A 19719-nucleotide genomic window follows, 5' to 3' on the forward strand; every position below is an offset into this window, starting at 1 on the left:
GGGAATCCCTCGTTATAATCGAGCGATTTAACGAGGGAGGATGTCAACTAGAGCAAACCATCATTATCCATTAGATATTTTGCCACCTTATTAATAGAGGTACGAATTTGGGGATCGCGTCCGCCACGACTATCAATTACAGTAATTACATACACTTCACCATTAATACTTAATCCTAAAGTAGTACCCAGAGCGCGAGAATTTTCTCCCGTCTTTTCACCAAGCCACTTAACTTCTGGCAATTCTTCTAGGGCAGCATATCCCAATAACCTATCCTTCTGACGGGCTAAGGCTTCTATCAATACATCAGAATTTGGATACTCATAATTATATATTGAAACCATCATGTCTGTCAGTTCGTTGCTAGTCAGGGTATTGCGACCTTTACCAGGATTTTTGGGCATGATCCGGTTACCCATCAGTTTGTAGTTGACACTCATCACTTTGTAGCCATCGTCTTTGAGGACTTTATTAATATAAGGTTGTCCTAAATAATCAATAAGTTGATTTGTGGCAATATTGCTACTGTGGTCAATCATTTGCCCAACTAAAGTTTTGAGGGGATAGGGTTTTCTTGCCCTAATTTCTGAGGCATCTTCGGTAAAGTTTCCCCTACTCACATATATAGGAGTATCTAAACTGATATTTTCTTTGGATACTTTCTGCATTGTTGCTACAGCAATTGGAACTTTAATTAAACTAGCAGGACTAGCGGGTGGTTTATTCCCGTTTAGGTCTAAACATTCTCGCCGGAGGTTACAAATAGCTATCGTTGCTCTGCTAGATAGACCACTGTCTTTACGAATTTTCTCTAAAAAGTTTGATTTGGTTAGATTTAATTGATAAGAAGAATCATCTAGACTACGCTTGTATTCCTCGATCTTTTTAGTAGTTTTTTTTGCTATAAATGAATCGGTGGGAATTGCTTCTAAATTATAAATAGCTTGTTGCCAGAGGTGTTTTTCTGTTTCTCTAGTTTTGACAGTTGCATTTGGCGATCCTCCTACTTCTGATGCTTGATTACCAAGGGCTAATGCTTGATTCCAGTTATCATTTGCTCGTTGTTCAATTAATATTTGAACTTCAATTTCTTGTAATTTTTGTAGTAAGTTTTGTTGCTTTTCTAATACACTGTTATTCTGATCAGAAAAGAATAATGGCTTTCTGGGAGTAGGTAGAGATTCTAATTTCGCAACTGTGCGATCGCGCAGCTCATAGAGTTCTTGTAAAGACTGAGTATAAGATTCTTCTGCCCAGGAAATCTCTATACTCCCAATTGAAATTATAGTAATACTAGCTATTGTTGTTAAAGTGCTAGTCAGAATATATCTGATTTTTAGTCTTCCGTGCATTGAATTTGCCCCACACAAATAAATAATTTTCTGCTGACCAATAAAAATACAATCTTTTAATCTTTACTGTATCAACTTGTCTAACTGAATACAAATATATAGTCTTTTTTATTATATTTTAGTGGTTTTGTCAACTCCTATTAATCTTTTAACAAAGTAAGCAGCAGAAAAGAGATAATAGAGTTGTTGGGAAATAACTTAGGTTAGGAAAAAATTAAAATGAAAATTTGATATATTTGCTTAGTAATTTAATTATTTATGCTGCTATTAGGTATAAGTTCCAGCCATCCAGTTGCTGTTAGCATTAATTTGTCATCAAAATCATAATTGTGATTACGGTAAATCTGACTGACAACTCAATAACGTTTGATACCCTTGATTCGCATTTTCACATACCACCCTTGATTGGCTCAATTTCCGATTTTCCGACACTATTAAAATCCGATATCTGGGTTGATTGGGTTCCAGGGCAATCATACGACGTTGGGAAATTTGGGTCTCAACAATCTCATCTTACTCCATTAAATTTATCCGATCAGGATAGAGGAGTTTCTGATGGTGCGGAAGATACTTTTTCTTGTGTTGATGATGTTGTTTTACAGCTAACAGCTAATACATTAAAAAAAATATCGCTAAAAGCATGGAGGAAATTTTTAAAATGGGCAACTTGCTACAGATGACAGAAACTCAGAAAAGATTATTCTGATTCATGATTATTCACCGAAAAATTGGGTTTGAAGCCTTGCCCTGATAGGACTACTTTTTAACTTGTTTTTATTTGATAAATATACTATCATAACTGTATATGGCATTTCCCAAGAAGTGTGAGGTACAAAATTCCTTTGTTTTAGGGTACACAGAATAGGGAATAGAATAGAAACCAAGATAGATGTACCTCATTAGTCTGAGAAACGCTATAGTTTAGATTAAAATTATCAAAGCTAGATTTAAGTATCGCATTTATCCAACACCAAAAAAAATACCAATGAGCAAGGCTATTTGTTTGTGTGCGTGTGGTTTGGAACTATGATCTAGCTTGTTGTCAAAACAAGTATAAATTAGGATTGAATCAACAGATTAATTCTGAACTATAAAAGCTGTTTATTACTCAACCAAAAAAGACAGAAAAGAGGGAATGGTTATCAAAACTTTCTATTGTCCTATGACAACAATCATTGAATGATTTAAACCGCCGTTCGTATTTTTAACCCTTAATTAGACCTACCTATTTAGGCGACTTTTATAGTTTATAGTATAGTTGAAGAAGCCTAAAAGTATTCAACCGCTTATTTATACAAATAAATTAATTACTAAACTGAAATGACTCAATCCTTAGTTACTCCTACCCAAACTCCTCTCTTAGGTTTATCCTTGCCTGAGTTAACAGAGTGGGTACAACAGCAAGGACAACCTGCTTATCGAGGCAAACAACTATATCAATGGATATATCAAAAAGGGGCTAAGTCTCTGGCAGATATCACTGTATTTTCCAAACAATGGCGCGAGGAGATTAAGCATTTTCCCATAGGTCGCTCTGCCATACATTACCGCTCTGTTGCTCCAGACAAAACAGTTAAATATCTGCTACAACTATCAGACGGTAATATTATTGAAACGGTAGGTATTCCTAGCCATAAACGTCTAACTGTATGTGTGTCTTCTCAGGTGGGTTGTCCAATGGCCTGTGATTTCTGTGCTACTGGTAAAGGAGGTTTTACCCGCAACCTAGAAGCACACGAAATTATCGACCAAGTGCTGACTGTGCAAGAAGATTTTGAGCGACGAGTTAGCCATATTGTGTTTATGGGAATGGGGGAACCGTTGCTGAATACTAAAAATGTTTTGGCTGCAGTTAGGTCTCTGAATCAAGATGTGGGTATTGGACAACGTTGTATAACTATCTCAACTGTGGGGATTCGCGATCGCATTCGTCAATTAGCCGAACATAAATTGCAAGTGACTCTCGCTGTTAGTCTTCATGCTTCTAATCAAAGATTGCGGGAACATCTGATTCCCAGTGCTAAATCTTATCCTTTAGGAGATTTGATAGCAGATTGTCGTGAATATGTCAACCTCACAAAGCGAAGAATTAGTTTTGAGTATGTGATGTTAACAGGTTTTAATGATTTACCAGACCATGCTAAAGAATTAGCTAAACATCTGCGGGGGTTTCAGTGTCATGTTAATTTAATTCCCTATAATCCTATTAGTGAAGTTGACTATCAAAGACCAACAGGAGAAGAGATCAACGCTTTTGTTAATGCTCTCGAAGAAAAACATATTGCAGTTAGCGTTCGTTATTCCCGTGGTTTAGAAGCTGATGCCGCTTGTGGGCAGTTACGGGCGTCGCGGGTTAGTTAGTGTTGTGGAGTTCACGAAGTCAGAAGTTAACCCACCCCTAACCCCTCCCAGGAGGGGAAGTAGAGGAGAGTAGGTAGGTTGGGTTAAGGGACAGCGCAAGCCAACAAAAGGGAAAAATCTGAGCAAAAAATATAGACAGAGGTACTGATAACTGATAACTGAGTAGGTAGGTTGGGTTAAGGGACAGCGCAAGCCAACAAAAGGGAAAAATCTGAGCAAAAAATGTAGACAGAGGTACTGATAACTGATAACTGATAACTGATAACTGATAACTGAGTAGGTAGGTTGGGTTAAGCGGCAGCGCAAGCCAACAAAAGGGAAAAATCTGAGCAAAAAATATAGACAGAGGTACTGATAACTGATAACTGATAACTGAGTAGGTAGGTTGGGTTAAGCGGCAGCGCAAGCCAACAAAAGGGAAAAATCTGAGCAAAAAATGTAGACAGAGGTACTGATAACTGATAACTGAGTAGGTAGGTTGGGTTAAGCGGCAGCGCAAGCCAACAAAAGGGAAAAATCTGAGCAAAAAATGTAGACAGAGGCACTGATAACTGATAACTGATAACTGAAATAGCGTGGACTAATTCTCTAATTGCTGCAATTTCTTTTTTGCCCACTCCCGCAGTACTGCCCAAGTCCATTAGGGTGCGTTAACGAAGCCTTACTAATGTTGGGCTTCGTCCCTCAACCCAACCTACACTTATTGCACCATTTTAACTGTGTCAGTCCAGTAGGGTGCGTTAACGTTTGCGCAGCATTCCGCACCGAAAGTGTAACGCACCGCCAAATCTACAATGTTTCGGTGGGTTACGCTGACGCTAACCCACCCTACTGTTGCTCTCACTAATTCTCTAATCGTCGCAATTTCTTTTTTGCCCACTCCCTCACTTGTTCGTCTGGGTCATTTTCTGCTCTGTCTTGTAATAGTGGGAGGGTTTGCGGATGGTTTGGGTAATGTTTGACTATTTCTTCTAGTGCAATTTGTCGAGGGTTGTCTTCCCAGTTTTTTTCACGTTGAAAGGGGTCATTGACAGCAGTGTGATAAAAAAATTCAAAAATTCCGGGTTCATGTTTCCAACCAGCAGCTATTTGTTCTACAGTTTCACATCGCACATAGGAACTATTATCAGACTCTACCCTTTGTTTGAGTAATTCTAAAATTCCGGGTTCATGTTTCCAACCAGTAGCAATTTGTCGTACCACTTCAAGTCGCACATTCCAATTTTTATCAGACTCTACCCTTTGTTTGAGTAATTCAAAAATTCCGGGTTCATGTTTCCAAACAGTAGCAATTTGTCGTACCGCTTCAAGTCGCACATTCCAATTTTTATCAGACTCTACCCTTTGTTTGAGTAATTCAAAAATTCCGGGTTCATGTTTCCAAACAGTAGCAATTTGTCGTACTCCCAAGCACAAAAATATTCCAAAAAAGTTCGATGCACAAAAGCATAATATTCAGCCCCAACAAAACACAAAACAAAATTCCGACTCCGTAACTGTTCCATCAACGCTCTAGCCACAGTTCTCACATCATTAATATCTATACTTTTGAGATATTCTCTAATAATCCTTTCTAAATCATTTTCCTGAATCAAATTACCAGCCAAACCTTCTTTATTTCCCTGCATAAAAAAAGCTATCCGACGCAATATTTCCTGCTTATCTTTATAGTCAATAGCAACTTGTTCAATTTTCGCATCCATTAATTTTCCTTCCACATCCCACTGCTGTAATAAAACCCGCGAAGCTTGATTATAAAGTTCGGCTCTATCTCTCGGCAATTCTTGATTTCGATTTAGAACAGCCATCATCGTTAACAACAGTGGATTTTCTGCCAACTCTTTAATAGCTGAATAATCCTTAATTGCTCGTTTTAACCTTTCCCTTTTTCTCTCTCTTTCCCCCTCATCGATATAAGTCAAATTATGCCAACGTTGAATAAAATCCTCAATTTGTTCCGCTGACAAATTCCAAAAAGTTGTCAAACAATCAGAAGATGGATTGATGAGATTTGAGGATATTTTGATCACCGGACAACCCAAGGAACAGTAGAAGGAATTAATCAAAAAATCAAGTTAATTAAAAGGAGAGGTTATCGGTTAACTAACTTTGACAACTTTAGAAGAAGAACTTGACAGTCGTTGGCATTTTTGCTAGTAATTTTTCATATTTAGTCTAGAAGAGCCATTATTAATTATTAATTGTTAATTATTAATTGTTGAACTATCTTATTCAAATTTCCTTATCTCTAAAAATTCTTTAAACTTTTCAACCGAACATAATATTACTCAGTCAATCACTTTTCAGATATGTTTTAATTTGTGGAAGTTTTCTAGAATTGCAGCGAGTTCATGTAGTTGTACAGGTTTACTTAGATAGTCATTCATACCTGCTTTGAGACAGTTTTCTCGGTCTTCTTTCATTGCATTTGCTGTCATAGCAATAATCCAAGGTTGGCAAGTAGATGCAGTATTTTTAAATTGTTGACGGATATGATGGGTCGCTTCTAGACCATCCATTTCAGGCATTTGTATATCCATAAGAATGATGTCGTAGAATTGGTTTTTGGCTGCTTCTACTGCTGCTAAACCGTTTTTTGCTATTTCTATAGTATATCCTAAGCGATGCAACATCTTCTTCGCAATAATTTGATTGACAGGATTATCTTCTGCTAAGAGAATGCGCACAATAGATTGTTTTATAGTCTGGGAATTATTAGATTTTTGAGAAGTAATTAATGATGAATTTGAGTTTACTGGTTGCGGTAATTCTTTAGCTAGAGGCAAGTCTAAATCTACCCAGAAAATACTACCAATTCCTGGTTTGCTGGTTACTTTTAATGAACCTCCCATTGTCTCTACTATTTTATTGCTAATTGCTAGTCCTAATCCTGTTCCTTCAACTTTATTTCGATTACTTCCTACTTGTTCAAATGGTAGGAAAATTTTTTCTAAATCATTAGGATGAATACCTTTACCTGTGTCTTCTATTTGAAAACGAATTTTTTGTTGTTTTTCTGATTTTGAATCATTTTCTCCCATAGAACCTACTTTAAAATTAACCCCTCCTCGAACGGTAAATTTAATGGCATTTCCTAATAAGTTAATTAGTACCTGTCTTAATCTTTTTTCATCTACTATAACTCTAGGAGGTAATTTTTTAGTAACTTCATAGTTCAAATAAATTTTCTTTTCTTGGGCACGAATCCTAAAGATTTCAACTATTCCATGCAGAAATTTGGGGAAATCTAATTCTTCTGGTAAAAATTCTAGTTTGCCAGCTTCTATTTTAGAGATGTCGAGAATGTCACTAATGAGTGTGAGTAAATGAGAACCAGATTGATAAATAATCTCAACTTCTTGTTGTTCTTGAGATGTAAAATTTGGTGAATTTTGCAGAAGTTGGGCTATACCTAATATTCCATTTAAAGGAGTCCGTAATTCATGGCTCATGTTTGCTAAAAATTCACTTTTTGCTTTATTAGCAGTATCAGCAGCTACTTTTGCTTCCATTAATTCAGCAGTACGTTCTTTGACTCTAATTTCTAATGGGAGTTTCATAAATATGTCCAGTAGTTTTTACCCCCTGGGAGCGCGCATATTTATATAGTTTAATAAACTCATCTATACGTTCGCCATAATGATTATCTCCACCAGCTAAATCTATAGCACATACATATTCTGGCATTTGCACTGCTAAATCTACAATTGCTTGATTCACTTCAGAGGGTAACCTAGTATGCATACATAGAATTTGGCTAGTAACAATAGGGTATTCATTTTGTTTACTTGCCTTACCTACAGTCGTAACTATTTCTGACATTAAATCTATACGTTCAGACTGAGATAAATGGTCTGGAGTTCTCAAGTAAGGTGTATAACGTAACTCTAAATAAGCTAAATTTTCAAATGTATAAGCACCTCGAATTAAGCGATAAATAAAGTAAGGCAATGTCTCAATAGTTTGAACCTGTTCTACTAATGTATGTAGTTCTAAATATTCATCTAATGTGTTTCTTGGTTTGGTATAAAATTCTTCAAATTGTTGATATTCGGGAAAACGGTTTGCTAGCTCCTCGTTTTGGCGTTGGAAATATCTCCATAAAACTCTAGGAACTACCGAACCTCCTAAATGTCGATGTAATTCTGCGTGTAAAGCCATAAAAATATAAATTTATCCTTAATATTTTAGTCTGAGAGAAATATGATGAAAATTTGAGAATGTTACCGAAATCAATCTTTCACCTTTTACTTGAGTTATTTCTAGATTATACCCTCCTTTCTGGTAAATATTTGAGATTATACTTTAGAGTGAATGGGGAACTAGAGCGATGGCTATACAGATAGGTATATATAAGTTAAATTATTTAAAAAAAACAAAATTTTGATGCTTCTAATATTGTTAGGATTACAGTTTACTATGGTGTTGACATTAGGCAAATTTTTTAGTGTTGATTAATAATATCATTTTAAGGCAAGAATAAGAAAAGTATAGCCCTACGCGCAAGTCAAAAGTTAAAAGTTAAAAGTAATCTCTGACTAAATTTCCTGGTTTAGCAATGTCCTAACCTAAATGCGTAGTGCTATAGTAAGGTTGGCAAACTTTATGTATTTATATTGATGGTAAATACAGTAGATTAGAGATTCATGTTTTACAATAGACATCTCCTGAAAATAAATTTGCTCTTTTTTTACTATAAACTAGACTTGTAAAATTTACTCAAAACATCATTTTCCCTACCTTTTCAGTCAAAATATCTTCCCTGTTCCCTGTTCCCTATTCCTTGTTCCCTACTTTTACAAAAAGTCTATATCTTTTTCGGAGATGTCTAATTGATGGAATGAATATTTAATAAATATTGTTTGTCTGTTCCCTATTCCCTATCTCCTCTACTACTTGCTCCCTCCTCCCACCATAAATATATGTATTTCCAAAAAATAGGAAACTGCTGTAAGTGTAATATTTGCCCATATTAACCATAAACTTTTTCACAGATATCTAACTATAATCTCGGAATACTTTCGAGGAAAAATTCTACACTATTTTGCCATAATTTTTTATCCACAGTGACAAGTAATTGATGTCCAGCGTTAGGAAAAATTACAAGTTGCTTATCACCCTTAAAGTTTTGAAATAATTCATTAATCTCTGCCATTTCTATCCATTTATCATCCTCTCCTTGGAGTAATAAAATTGCACATTTAACTTGTTTAGCATAAGTAACTGGATTATGAGTAAAACCATTAAACCCGTGCTGAACACTCCCCCAAAATACTAACATTTCTGCTAAAGGAAATGAGGGAATATTTACTGCTTTTATTCTGCTCTTCACTGCATCTAAAAATCGCACAAATGGCAATTCTAAAATAATTCCGTCAGGTGCAATTTTTTCTTCTGCTATAGCTTTAAGAATAGCGACACTTCCCATGGAAATTCCATAAAGTATAATTGGCTGTTTAATGTTCAAATTTTTGACATAATTAAAGGCGATCGCTACATCTTTTCCTTCCCGAAAACCCATAGTTGTTGTGTTGCCAGTTGAACCCCCCACTCCTCGAAAATCTACTAATAATGAGTCGTAATTTAAGGTATGAAAAACTTTTGCTGGCGCTAATAGTTGTTTTCCTTTGCTACCTGCTAAACCAGGAAATAATAAAACTGTTCCATTTGCTGGAGAATAGGAGGCAGGAATTAACCAAGTTTCTAATGATTCAGTTTGATTAATAGAAATACTGTGTCTTTTGTATTCAAGACCAATATCTGTAGGTAATTTAGAATTAGTAGGTCTGGGAATCCCTAAGCCAATTTTTCCTGGTTGGGTAAAGTGAGTTAGAGTATAAACACTAATATAAGTAATTATGTTGAGGCTAATTAAAACTATAGCAATGGCACGAATTATCTTTTTTTTTCGACCGATTTTTAATAGGAAATAAGCAATTATACCAGCACCTAGGAAAGCAATTATGGGAATTAAAGGAAGTTGCCAAATATTGATAAACCTAAGCGGTAAATATATTGTGAGTATTTCCATAATTTTTACTTCCTATTTTAGAGTCGAATTTTTCCACATTCTTGGTTTAGAGATACAGCGCTACGCACAAGTCAAAAAGCAAAATTAATCTATAACTGAGCTTTTTCCTGTGCAAATTATGTTTGCGGATAATTTGCCAATGTCCGCACCTTAAATGGGTAGTGCTATATCTAATATTTTTCAGCGCCTAAAAAATAACTTCAGTTTCAAGAACTTCATTAATTTTCAGCTTCTAGGTCTGGTAAATTTTCCAGAACCGCAAACTGACCGCCATCTCCAAAACCTGCTTGACTACCATTAGCGTTATAGAATAGCTCACCAGTTATACTATCGTAAACAATTATCGCGTCAGAAGTGGCAGCATTATCGGTGACAGAAGCAAATTCATTGTCAATACTAAACCCATCTCCAGGATTACTGAAAATTCCTGTAAATATCCTTTGAGCAAGAATAATTGTATCTTGATCGGGAACAAAATCTGTAATTGTATCCACACCAAGAGCATTAAAACCAATTTCTGCTCCAGTATCAAAGATAAAAAAGTCTTTACTTGCATTACCAGTAAGAGTATCATTCCCCCTACCACCATTAAAGCGATCGCGACCTTGACCAATTAATACATCATTACCATCTCCACCAAAGAGATGGTCAAAACCACGACGACCTTCTAGGGTATCATCACCACCCGATCCAAATATTTTTTCGCTACGCCTAGTACCAATGAGTCTTTCAGATTCTGTAGTACCAATTATTCGTTCCATGATAATTAACCTTCATTAGGGTTAAGTTAATTTTGTTTGATACTTCCATTTTCAACTATTTTTATCAAAATCAGGAACTATAGAAATGATTTTTTACTTGTTTGGAGAAGGCAGAAAGTTTATTTGCCATATCATTTTTCCTAAATTATTTTGATTAGTCCAAGTCATTAATTGATAGATTAAATTAGGATTAATTTTTCCTGTATTACTGTCAGTAAGTGATATAATTTAATTATCTATTATTAAAATATTATTAAATCCTTTGGACCGCCACATAGTTGCCAAAATTGTTCTTCTGTAAGATCGAGTTTTAATTCTAATACTGGTGGTAAATATATAGCATTTTTGGGGGTGCAAATTATAGAATGATGCTGCAAAAAATTGCCTTGGACTTTGACTAAAAAAAACTATTAACTAATCATTTTAGTAATTCCCCAATTCCAAATTCAGGCATCCAAAATCTAGAATCATTCGTCACTGTGCAACGCCATTAATTTGATTTTGGATTTTTGGAGAGTTCTAAAGGCTATTTTTAACTGGATAGATATTAATAATTAAGCGATCGCGACCTTTTACAGCATATTTAGGGCCAATGAGGTCCAAGGTAAATGGTGAAAATATTGCAGTGCGGGCATCTTGCCCGCTTCGGGGTGTACTTCATAACTTCGGTAACCGCTGCAATACCTCAAAATATAAAAAGCTTGCTTGCTCCGTATATACAAATTTTGCTTTTTCTGGATAATTGTAACAAAAATCAACAAAAATCAATTGACATAATTGTTAGTTGATGCAACAATAGCAAATTGTGTTAACTATCCGTAGAGGAGACCCTTGGCTAACGTAATAGTGATAGGTGCCCAGTGGGGCGATGAAGGAAAAGGAAAAATTACTGATTTGTTGAGCAAGTCAGCAGATGTGGTAGTACGTTACCAGGGGGGAGTAAATGCTGGCCATACTGTTGTTGTTGACGGTCAAACATTTAAACTACACTTAATTCCTTCCGGTATTCTTTATCCTGATACTGACTGTATAATTGGTTCTGGAACAGTGATCGATCCCAAGGTTCTGATTGAAGAATTAGACCAGGTTGAAGCTTTAGGAATTTCCACATCGAATTTGATGATTTCTCAAGCTGCTCATGTGACAATGCCTTACCACAGACTAATAGACCGGGCATCGGAGGAACGTAGAGGCAGTCAAAAAATAGGAACTACAGGAAGAGGTATTGGTCCAACTTATGCTGATAAGTCTGAGCGTACTGGGATTCGGATAATTGATTTGATGAGTCCAGATAGATTAAGAGAACAGATAAATTGGACAGTTAACTATAAGAATGTAATTTTAGAAAAGCTTTATAATCTATCTCCTTTAGACCCAGATGAGGTAGTAAAAGAATATCTAGAGTATGCAGAGCGTCTCAGACCTAATGTTATAGACGCGTCTTTAAAAATCTACAATGCAATTCAGCACAGACGCAATATTTTATTTGAAGGGGCACAAGGTACTCTCTTGGATTTAGACCATGGTACTTATCCTTATGTTACTTCCTCAAATCCAGTGGCAGGAGGTGCTTGTGTGGGTACGGGAGTAGGGCCAACAATGATTGACCGAGTAATTGGGGTGGCGAAGGCCTATACTACTAGGGTGGGAGAAGGACCATTTCCCACGGAAGCTAAAGATGATATAGGGACATTGCTACGCGATCGCGGTGCAGAATTTGGGACAACAACTGGTCGTGAACGTCGGTGTGGATGGTTTGATGGGGTAATTGGACGTTATGCAGTCCGAATTAATGGTATGGATTGTATGGCAATTACTAAATTGGATGTATTGGATGAGTTGCCAGAGATTAAAGTATGTGTAGCTTATGACATGGAGGGTGAGCGTTGTGAAGATTTTCCCAGTAGTTCTTTGCAGCTAGCTAAATGTGAACCTATTTATGAAACTTTACCTGGTTGGCAAAAGCCAACTATAGATTGTAGAAGTCTTGAAGATTTACCCAAGCAAGCTTTGGATTATTTACGGTTTTTGGCAGAGCTAATGAATGTACCTATTGCTATTGTGTCTTTAGGAGCTAGTCGTGAACAGACTATTGTAGTTGAAGACCCAATTCACGGGCCAAAGCGAGCACTCTTAGGTTCCCATGGTACTACGATTATTTCTTAATCGATCAAATTTGATTTTGATGTGATTTGGCTATAAATTATAAATGATAATTGTTTTTAATGTGGATGGTTATAAAGAAATCTCAAACTAATAATTTACAGTTTAAGGAAGGAGAAAAAAATTGTTTAACTCCCATTCTTTCTCAAAAATTATTTTTTATTTGACTTTACCGACCTACTCAAATAATAAACTGCTGGCAAAAGTAAAAGTTAAATATTAATTTATTGCGTTTTTTTGGGGTTGCATAGTTGCGGGATGATGATTAAATTTGCTGAAACTCAAACTTTTGATCAATAAGGGCAAATTTTTGGGCAAATATCAAAATCATCCCTTAATAATGCAACGCCGTTTTTTTAATACCTCTTCTATTTCTGTTATTCCTCTGGATACTAACTTCTGCCAAAAGCATAATTATCTTTTCTGTGGCGGGTTATACCCCACTGTCTAAACGGTGCTTAAAATGGCTTGGGGTTTGAATCAATCAGCAATTTTCCCTTCTGCCTTCTGCCTTCTTCAAAGATATTTTATCGCAGTTGAAGCAAAGGTTAGGACAGCTAAAGAATCTAAAACTTAGACCAGGTAAGATTTTTACTTCTGCCTTCTACAATAAAAGATTTGGTAATCCTGTCGCCGTAATGGTACCTTGAGGCAAGCAAAACTTAGAACGGGAGCAAGATCCTCCCACTGGTTATACCATTACAATGCACCACTACCGAAGTTTGGTAAAAAATCCAGAAATAGATAAAAAATTGAAAATCTGATTCCTCGATCCTAAGAGATTTTTTATTATGATAAGCTGTAAAACTAGAATGTCTAAAAGTTCTTTTACAGCGCTTTTCCTTATTGCCGTTTATTTCTTCTTCCTTGCCTCAAAAATGTAATTATAGTAGTTTAACTTAAAAATGAGACGTTTTTTCGTCTGAAACTCCCTCATAGCAAGAAAGCTTTGTTTCAATCTAAAGTTAAATGACTATAAATGTAATTATCTGTTCAGGTTTGAGATTGTCAGTCCGATTGAATACTGATAAATAAGGGAGTAGGGAAAATAGATAAATTTGTTGTTGAAGTGAGAAGAATGTTTTTTCCAAATAGCTATTAGACATCTGGTGAAAATAAACTTACCCTTTATTTAACATCAGCTAGAGTTGTAAAAGTCAGTTCCCTAAATCATTTTTCGTACCTTTTTCCTACAAATCTATTCCCTGTTGCTTTCCGGAGCTTTTGCCTGTTGCCTGCTATGTGCAAAAAGTCTATATCTTTTTCACGCCTATGTCTATTAAACAAACATTATATTAATTGTCAATGTCATGTATCCAAAACTTTGGTATAATTAGTAAGCAAACTAAGCGAAAAAAGTCAAGATGGAAGTTACAGTAGAATGTCAAAAAAGACCTGAAGGTAGCAAAACCAAAGCTCTAAGACGAGAAGGATTAATTCCTGCAGTATTATATGGTCATCAAGGTACAGAATCAGTTCCATTAACAATTGAAGTTAAAAAAGCACAAAAGTTGTTAAAAGATACCTCTATTAACAATACTATTATCGATCTTCAAGTTCCTGATATTTCTTGGAGTGGCAAAACTATTCTTCGGGAAGTTCAATCTCATCCCTATAAACCTTTAATTCTTCACCTAAGTTTTTTCTCCGTAGCTGCTCATGGAAGTTTAGATGTAGAAGTACCTATACATTTTGTTGGCGATCCAGTAGGAGTTAAGGTAGATGGTGGAATTTTAGACCAGGTTGTTACAGAATTAGCAATCAGATGTAAACCAGATAAAATTCCTGAAACATTGGATATAGATATCTCAGGTCTTAAGTTAGGAGAGTCTCTTCAGCTAAGTCAAATTACTTTACCAGAAGGAGTAGAAGCGGCAGGAGAAGCAGACCTAGTGTTAGCGCGTGTAATGGCTCCTGTGGGAGCGTCATCTACAGAGTCGGAGGGTGAAGCAGCAGAATAAAGTAGAGATTTCATAGTATCAGTTGATATTATTATCTCTTCTTTTGTGGGTTTAATACCCCACTGTCAACGGGGGTGTTGAAAATTGTATGGGATGATAAGACACTCAATGGCGTGTAGAAGACTATCCATGAGCAATTATACCAAATTGATAAATGTTTGCTACAAATAGCTAGGGTATTTCTGAGAAATCAACCCACCCCTAGCCCCTCCCCCTCTCAGGAGGGGAACTCAGGAGGAGCGAGTAACACGGGAATGGTTTCAATACCAGTTTTTAGGTTATAAATTCTCTTTTCTGTCAAAGGGACATCTCCTGCACTTGTCTTTTAATCACACTTATTATTCGTAACATTTTTTTTTCAAAATGGTATTAGACCTTCTGACCTCTGCCTTCTGCCTTCTGCCTTCTGCCTTCTTCAAGACATAGGTGTGAAAAAAAATGTAGAGACATTTCTATGAAACGTCTCTACGAGAATTGCTCAAAAAGAACCTTTGTCATCCCTATTTTTTACTAAATATCCAGGTCAGTAATATTCAATTTTGGTCCATAAGTTTCAATAAACTCACGCCTGGGAGCAACCCGATCGCCCATCAATACCGTAAATATCCGATCCGCTTCCGCAGCATCTTCAATTTCTACTTGCTTCAAAGTCCGAGTTTCTGGATTCATTGTCGTATCCCAAAGTTGTCCTGGCATCATTTCACCGAGACCTTTAAACCGTTGGATAGTATAGTTAGCATTAGCAGGAAACTCATTTTGAACGAGTTGGTTGAGTTCGCGATCGCTATAACAATAGTAATGATTCCTACCACGCTCCACCTTATACAAAGGAGGGCAAGCAATATATACATAACCCTGATCAACCAACGCCCGTTTATATCGGTAGAAAAATGTTAATAACAACGTGCGGATGTGGGCACCATCAACATCTGCGTCAGTCATAATAATGACCTTATGATAGCGTAGTTGAGCAACATCAAACTCATCACCTTTGATGCCCAAACCTAAAGCTGTAATCATTGATTGAATTTCATTATTTTTGTAGATTCTAGCATCGTCCGTTTTTTCAATGTTGATAATTTTACCCCGCAACGGTAATATCGCTTGGAAACGGCGATCGCGACCTTGTTTGGCACTATTATGCACAAAAACTCCACTAGCTAAGGCGAAATTATGAGTATTAGGAACTTCAATGTCGTAAACATCCCGTCGCTCTTCCAGAGGTTCGATAGAAACAACCCGATGATTATAGTTACGAATAGCATCCCGCGCCAAAAATTCGTCTCCTCCAAAATAGCGATCGCAGAAAGTCTCAAACTTCAACATCGACTTATCCTTCTCGCGACGACGATAAATATCATACAATTCCAAATCTATGAAACGAGAACTCTGATAAACCTTATGCAACGCCTCAAGAGTCTTGCGATAGTAAGTTTTATTTAACGCCTCGCGACGCTTGGCACGAAATTCAGGAGTCCACTGTTCCTTAGTTTTTTGCCGTCGCCACTCCAACAAATCTTCATCTTGCCATTGCTGTTTTGCTACTTCAGAAGCTGTCTCCCGTGCTTCTGGGTTATTAGCAAAATAATCCCGCACTTGTTCTGCTCGAGCTTCACAGTTGTCAGCTTTACTCCAATATTCCTGCTGTGCTTTCATTAACTGTTCGCGATTTTGTTCACGATACTCTTCATTGCTATCATAAAACTCGCGCCATTTCTGAACCATAAAAGCTTTATACTCATCAACTTCCCACTGTGCTTTAGCTTGTTGTGATAAAATTTCTCGCGTCTCAGGTTCCTGCATTCGTTCGCTCATCATTGCCCGAAATTCATCAGTTGTATGAGCTTGACGACTTTTTTCTTTGACATCAGGACGATGCAATGTGAATTCAAGATGTTCCCTGTGTAATGCTAAGTGTTCCTCTGCTGGAAGTCGCTGAATATTGGTAGGATTATTATTGAGTTTATTAAAATCAACATGATGACGATGGTTGCCATCTCCTGACTTATATACTCCTGCATTCAAATTATAAAAGTCTGCCAACAAATGGGTATAAATCCACTTTTCTTTTTTAGGGTTCCAAACCATTTCATAACCATCTAATCCCTGACCAGTTTTTGTCTTTTGAGATAACTTTCGATACAGAGGCATCAAAGCATCATTTGGTGTTAATAAAGCTGCTGGTTTATAACTACCATCTCTGAGCATAAAAGGATGGTCTGGAGTACAAATGATAGTTTCATCATTATCCAAAGTTATCTTAATAACTGTGGCATTTTTCTTGGTCATCCTAGCATTAATTATCCTTTCAATTGCCACATATCCACTCTCATTAATTGTGTAACAAAAATGTTCTTTACCCTCAGCTTGTTCGGCGACTATTTCTGCAAAACTAATATTACGTCCATCAGCCAAATAAATCTTTTGTTGACTAAAGAAACAACCCCCGGCACTGTCCCCTTCTACGAGGTATATCTCGGATTCTTCAGGGTTTTTCGTACTGCAATCGGCTAGTTTTCCTGGTAATGGAGAAGATTCTAAAACTGATTTTCTCCTAACTAAATCCCTCGCTCGACGAGCTGCTTCTGCTGCTTTAAAAGCTTGAATAGCCTTCTCCAAAACTGCATCAGCAATTTGAGGATTAAAGTCTAAATATTCAGTTAAAACTTCTCCTACCAAAGAGTCAACAATACCTCTAACTTCAGTATTGCCCAACTTAGTCTTTGTTTGACCTTCAAATTCTGGTTCAGGAACCTTTACAGAAATAACCGCCGTTAAACCTTCCCGGACATTTTCACCACCTAAATTAGAATCACTTTCTTTGAGTTTATTCCGCTTACGAGCAATACCATTCATAGTTCTGGTTAAAACAGTTTTTAACCCTTCCAAATGAGTACCGCCATCAATAGTCCGAATATTATTGGCAAAACCAAGAACATTATCACTAAAAGCATCCACACACCATTGCAAAGCAACTTCTACTTGTACATCATTCTTTTCCCCTTGTACAAAAATGACCTCTTCGTGCAAAGGTTGCTTTTCCCGGTTCATGTAGATAACATATTCCTTAATCCCACCCTCATAACAATAAGATTCAACTCGTGGTTCATCACTTTTGATTAATTCTAGGCGGTGGTCTGTTATCGTAATCTTGACACCTGCATTCAAATATGCTAGTTCTCGCAGACGACCAACAACAGTATTGTAGTCAAATTCTATACCTGTAGTAAAAATTTGTTCATCGGGGAGAAAGTGTACTGATGTACCCGTGCGCTTTTCTTTATTAGACTTAGACTTCAGGTTACCAGTAGGTTTGCCACGCTCATAACCTTGGATATGTGTCTTTTTATCCCGCCAAACCGTTACCTCTACCCACTCTGACAGAGCGTTGACCACAGAAACCCCTACTCCATGTAATCCTCCAGAAACTTTATAACCACCACCACCAAATTTACCTCCTGCATGGAGAACAGTCATAACTGTTTCTAAAGCTGACTTACCTGTTTTAGAATGGGTATCTACCGGAATTCCCCGGCCATCATCTGTAATTTTAACAGAACCATCTTCATTCAGATCGACTTCGATGTGGGTGCAATAACCAGCTAGCGCCTCATCGATAGAGTTATCAACAACTTCGTAGATTAGATGATGGAGTCCACGAGGCCCTGTGGTACCAATGTACATTCCTGGTCGCTTGCGTACTGCTTCGAGACCTTCGAGAACTTGTATTTGTTCAGCGCCATAATCGCTGCTGGCCATAGCAATATCCCTCCTAATAATGGCTTTAATCCCAACTTTTGTCAAAAAATGATAAAGTTCTACTAAATTATAACATAAAAGCCTTAAAAGCGACTCTAGGCTATTTTGAATAGAAATTTATTTAGGGGATATACCCAGCATATAAGTCAAAAGTCAATAATCAGGAGTCAGAAGTTATAGCAGAAGAAAGAAGGAAGAAGGAAGAAGGAAGAAGGAAGAAGGAAAAGTATTACGTTGTCTGAGTTTTAAGCTTTTGATCTGTCCTAACCTTTGCTTTGACTGCTATATATTATGCTTGGTTGAATACTTAAATAATGGGAAAGATGAGGAAGAAGTAGTGAAGTGCCATGAAACTTTCTATCAATGGAAATGTTATTTATCTGAAGATAATGTTAATTACTATTTGTGGGCCTACTGCTACGGGTAAATCTGGATTAGCTTTGGGTTTAGGCCAGAGATTAGGAGCGGCGATTATCAGCGCAGATTCTCGTCAAGTGTATAAATATTTTAACATTGGAACGGCAAAACCAACTACAACAGAACGGGAATTAGTACCTCATTACTTAGTAGATATTTGTGAACCCACGGAGATTTTGACTCTAGCAGAATATCAGGAACAGGCACAAGATTTAATTAGTAAAACTGATTTGGCATCTCCGAGTTTATTAGTGGGGGGTACGGGTCTATATATTAAGGCAATAGTTAAGGGTTTAAAGATTCCTAGAGTTGGGCCTAATGAAAAATTGCGATCGCAATTAGCAGATTTAGGCCAAAAGCAATGTTACGAGATGTTACAACAAGTTGATGGGATTGCTGCTGATAAAATCCATCCTAATGATGCAGTACGAACATTGCGAGCATTGGAAGTTTTTTATGTGAGTGGGAAACCCATTTCTCAACAGCAGGGAGAAAACCCACCAAATTATCCAATTTTGCAAATAGGGTTAGATTGTGATGTGGAAGTTTTGGAAAGTCGTATTCGTCATCGGACAAATAAAATGGTGGAAGTTGGGTTAGCGGAGGAAGTCAAATTTTTGTGTGAAAAATATGGTGCGGAGTTGTTATTGTTAGATACATTAGGTTATGCAGAAATGAAACAATATTTGGCAGGAGATATTAGTTTAACTGAAGCGATAGATGCAACAGTTTTACATACTCGTCAGTTTGCCAAGCGACAACGAACTTGGTTTCGAGCATACCCAGAAATTGAATGGTTTGATGCAGCAGCACCAGGTTTATTAGATAAAGTTTGGGAGCGAGTGGAGGAGTTTATATCATGTAGGGACTAGGGGGTGGAGGAGTAGGGGAGATTGAATATTGAAGTAGTTATA

Annotated in this window: 14 protein-coding genes and 3 pseudogenes; 8 read left to right on the top strand and 9 right to left on the bottom strand. The window is 36.8% G+C overall.

What is annotated here, in order from left to right:
- Window positions 1–47 precede the first annotated feature (47 nt).
- Entirely contained in the window at window positions 48–1352 is a 1305-nt protein-coding gene (locus F6K18_RS03185) for a serine hydrolase (RefSeq protein ID WP_287518570.1), read from the bottom strand.
- A 329-nt stretch (window positions 1353–1681) separates the two neighbouring features.
- Here F6K18_RS03185 and F6K18_RS03190 point away from each other — a divergent pair, with 329 nt between their 5' ends.
- From F6K18_RS03190 to rlmN, 3 genes and pseudogenes are all read left to right on the top strand, one after another.
- Entirely contained in the window at window positions 1682–2032 is a 351-nt protein-coding gene (locus F6K18_RS03190) for a hypothetical protein (protein ID WP_287518573.1), read from the top strand.
- Window positions 2033–2350: 318 nt separating this feature from the next.
- Window positions 2351–2446, top strand: a pseudogene (locus tag F6K18_RS36420) (helix-turn-helix domain-containing protein); the annotation flags it as partial.
- Between the two features lie 226 nt (window positions 2447–2672).
- Window positions 2673–3713 (top strand): 23S rRNA (adenine(2503)-C(2))-methyltransferase RlmN, encoded by a 1041-nt coding sequence (gene rlmN, locus F6K18_RS03195; protein WP_287518575.1) that lies wholly within the window; start codon window positions 2673–2675, stop codon window positions 3711–3713.
- A gap of 843 nt (window positions 3714–4556) precedes the next feature.
- Here the strand turns inward: rlmN and F6K18_RS03200 are convergent.
- Together F6K18_RS03200 and F6K18_RS03205 are read right to left on the bottom strand one after the other, a co-directional pair.
- Complete coding sequence (locus F6K18_RS03200; RefSeq protein WP_287518578.1) at window positions 4557–5129, bottom strand: HEAT repeat domain-containing protein; 573 nt, start codon at window positions 5127–5129, stop codon at window positions 4557–4559.
- Window positions 5051–5680 (bottom strand): hypothetical protein, encoded by a 630-nt coding sequence (locus tag F6K18_RS03205; RefSeq protein ID WP_287518581.1) that lies wholly within the window; start codon window positions 5678–5680, stop codon window positions 5051–5053. Before F6K18_RS03205 ends, F6K18_RS03200 begins: the two co-directional genes overlap by 79 nt.
- 63 nt (window positions 5681–5743) lie before the next feature.
- Between F6K18_RS03205 and F6K18_RS37230 the strand changes: the two are divergent.
- Window positions 5744–5848: pseudogene (locus F6K18_RS37230) on the top strand (transposase); the annotation flags it as partial.
- A 168-nt stretch (window positions 5849–6016) separates the two neighbouring features.
- Here F6K18_RS37230 and F6K18_RS03215 read toward each other — a convergent pair.
- The 5 genes and pseudogenes from F6K18_RS03215 to F6K18_RS03235 all read right to left on the bottom strand — a co-directional run bounded on the left by F6K18_RS03215 (window position 6017) and on the right by F6K18_RS03235 (window position 10882).
- Window positions 6017–7273 carry a response regulator gene (locus F6K18_RS03215; RefSeq protein ID WP_353734998.1) on the bottom strand — a complete coding sequence of 419 codons (1257 nt, stop codon included), beginning with the start codon at window positions 7271–7273 and terminating at the stop codon, window positions 6017–6019.
- Window positions 7263–7874, bottom strand: a pseudogene (locus F6K18_RS03220) (adenosine deaminase); the annotation flags it as partial. The gene F6K18_RS03215 and the pseudogene F6K18_RS03220, both read right to left, overlap by 11 nt.
- An 841-nt stretch (window positions 7875–8715) precedes the next feature.
- A complete protein-coding gene (locus tag F6K18_RS03225; RefSeq protein WP_287518583.1) occupies window positions 8716–9744 on the bottom strand; it encodes an alpha/beta hydrolase in 1029 nt (342 codons plus the stop codon).
- Between the two features lie 218 nt (window positions 9745–9962).
- Window positions 9963–10505 (bottom strand): hypothetical protein, encoded by a 543-nt coding sequence (locus tag F6K18_RS03230; RefSeq protein WP_287518585.1) that lies wholly within the window; start codon window positions 10503–10505, stop codon window positions 9963–9965.
- A gap of 242 nt (window positions 10506–10747) precedes the next feature.
- Complete coding sequence (locus tag F6K18_RS03235; RefSeq protein ID WP_287518586.1) at window positions 10748–10882, bottom strand: hypothetical protein; 135 nt, start codon at window positions 10880–10882, stop codon at window positions 10748–10750.
- A 454-nt stretch (window positions 10883–11336) separates the two neighbouring features.
- On the opposite strand from F6K18_RS03235, the gene F6K18_RS03240 reads away from it, so the two are divergent.
- From F6K18_RS03240 to F6K18_RS03250, 3 genes are all read left to right on the top strand, one after another.
- Complete coding sequence (locus F6K18_RS03240) at window positions 11337–12671, top strand: adenylosuccinate synthase (protein WP_287518589.1); 1335 nt, start codon at window positions 11337–11339, stop codon at window positions 12669–12671.
- Between the two features lie 1361 nt (window positions 12672–14032).
- A complete protein-coding gene (locus F6K18_RS03245) occupies window positions 14033–14629 on the top strand; it encodes a 50S ribosomal protein L25/general stress protein Ctc (protein WP_287518592.1) in 597 nt (198 codons plus the stop codon).
- Between the two features lie 158 nt (window positions 14630–14787).
- Complete coding sequence (locus tag F6K18_RS03250) at window positions 14788–14913, top strand: hypothetical protein (RefSeq protein WP_287518594.1); 126 nt, start codon at window positions 14788–14790, stop codon at window positions 14911–14913.
- 226 nt (window positions 14914–15139) lie between these two features.
- Here the strand turns inward: F6K18_RS03250 and gyrB are convergent, their stop codons facing one another.
- Complete coding sequence (gene gyrB / locus F6K18_RS03255; RefSeq protein ID WP_287518596.1) at window positions 15140–18388, bottom strand: DNA topoisomerase (ATP-hydrolyzing) subunit B; 3249 nt, start codon at window positions 18386–18388, stop codon at window positions 15140–15142.
- Between the two features lie 347 nt (window positions 18389–18735).
- Here gyrB and miaA point away from each other — a divergent pair, with 347 nt between their 5' ends.
- The gene (gene miaA, locus F6K18_RS03260) at window positions 18736–19677 is read left to right on the top strand and encodes a tRNA (adenosine(37)-N6)-dimethylallyltransferase MiaA (protein WP_287518599.1); all 942 of its coding nucleotides are present in this window, start codon (window positions 18736–18738) and stop codon (window positions 19675–19677) included.
- The last annotated feature ends 42 nt before the right edge of the window (window positions 19678–19719 follow it).

It is taken from the genome of Okeania sp. SIO2C2 (assembly GCF_010692625.1).
Classification (GTDB): Bacteria; Cyanobacteriota; Cyanobacteriia; order Cyanobacteriales; family Microcoleaceae; genus Okeania; species Okeania hirsuta.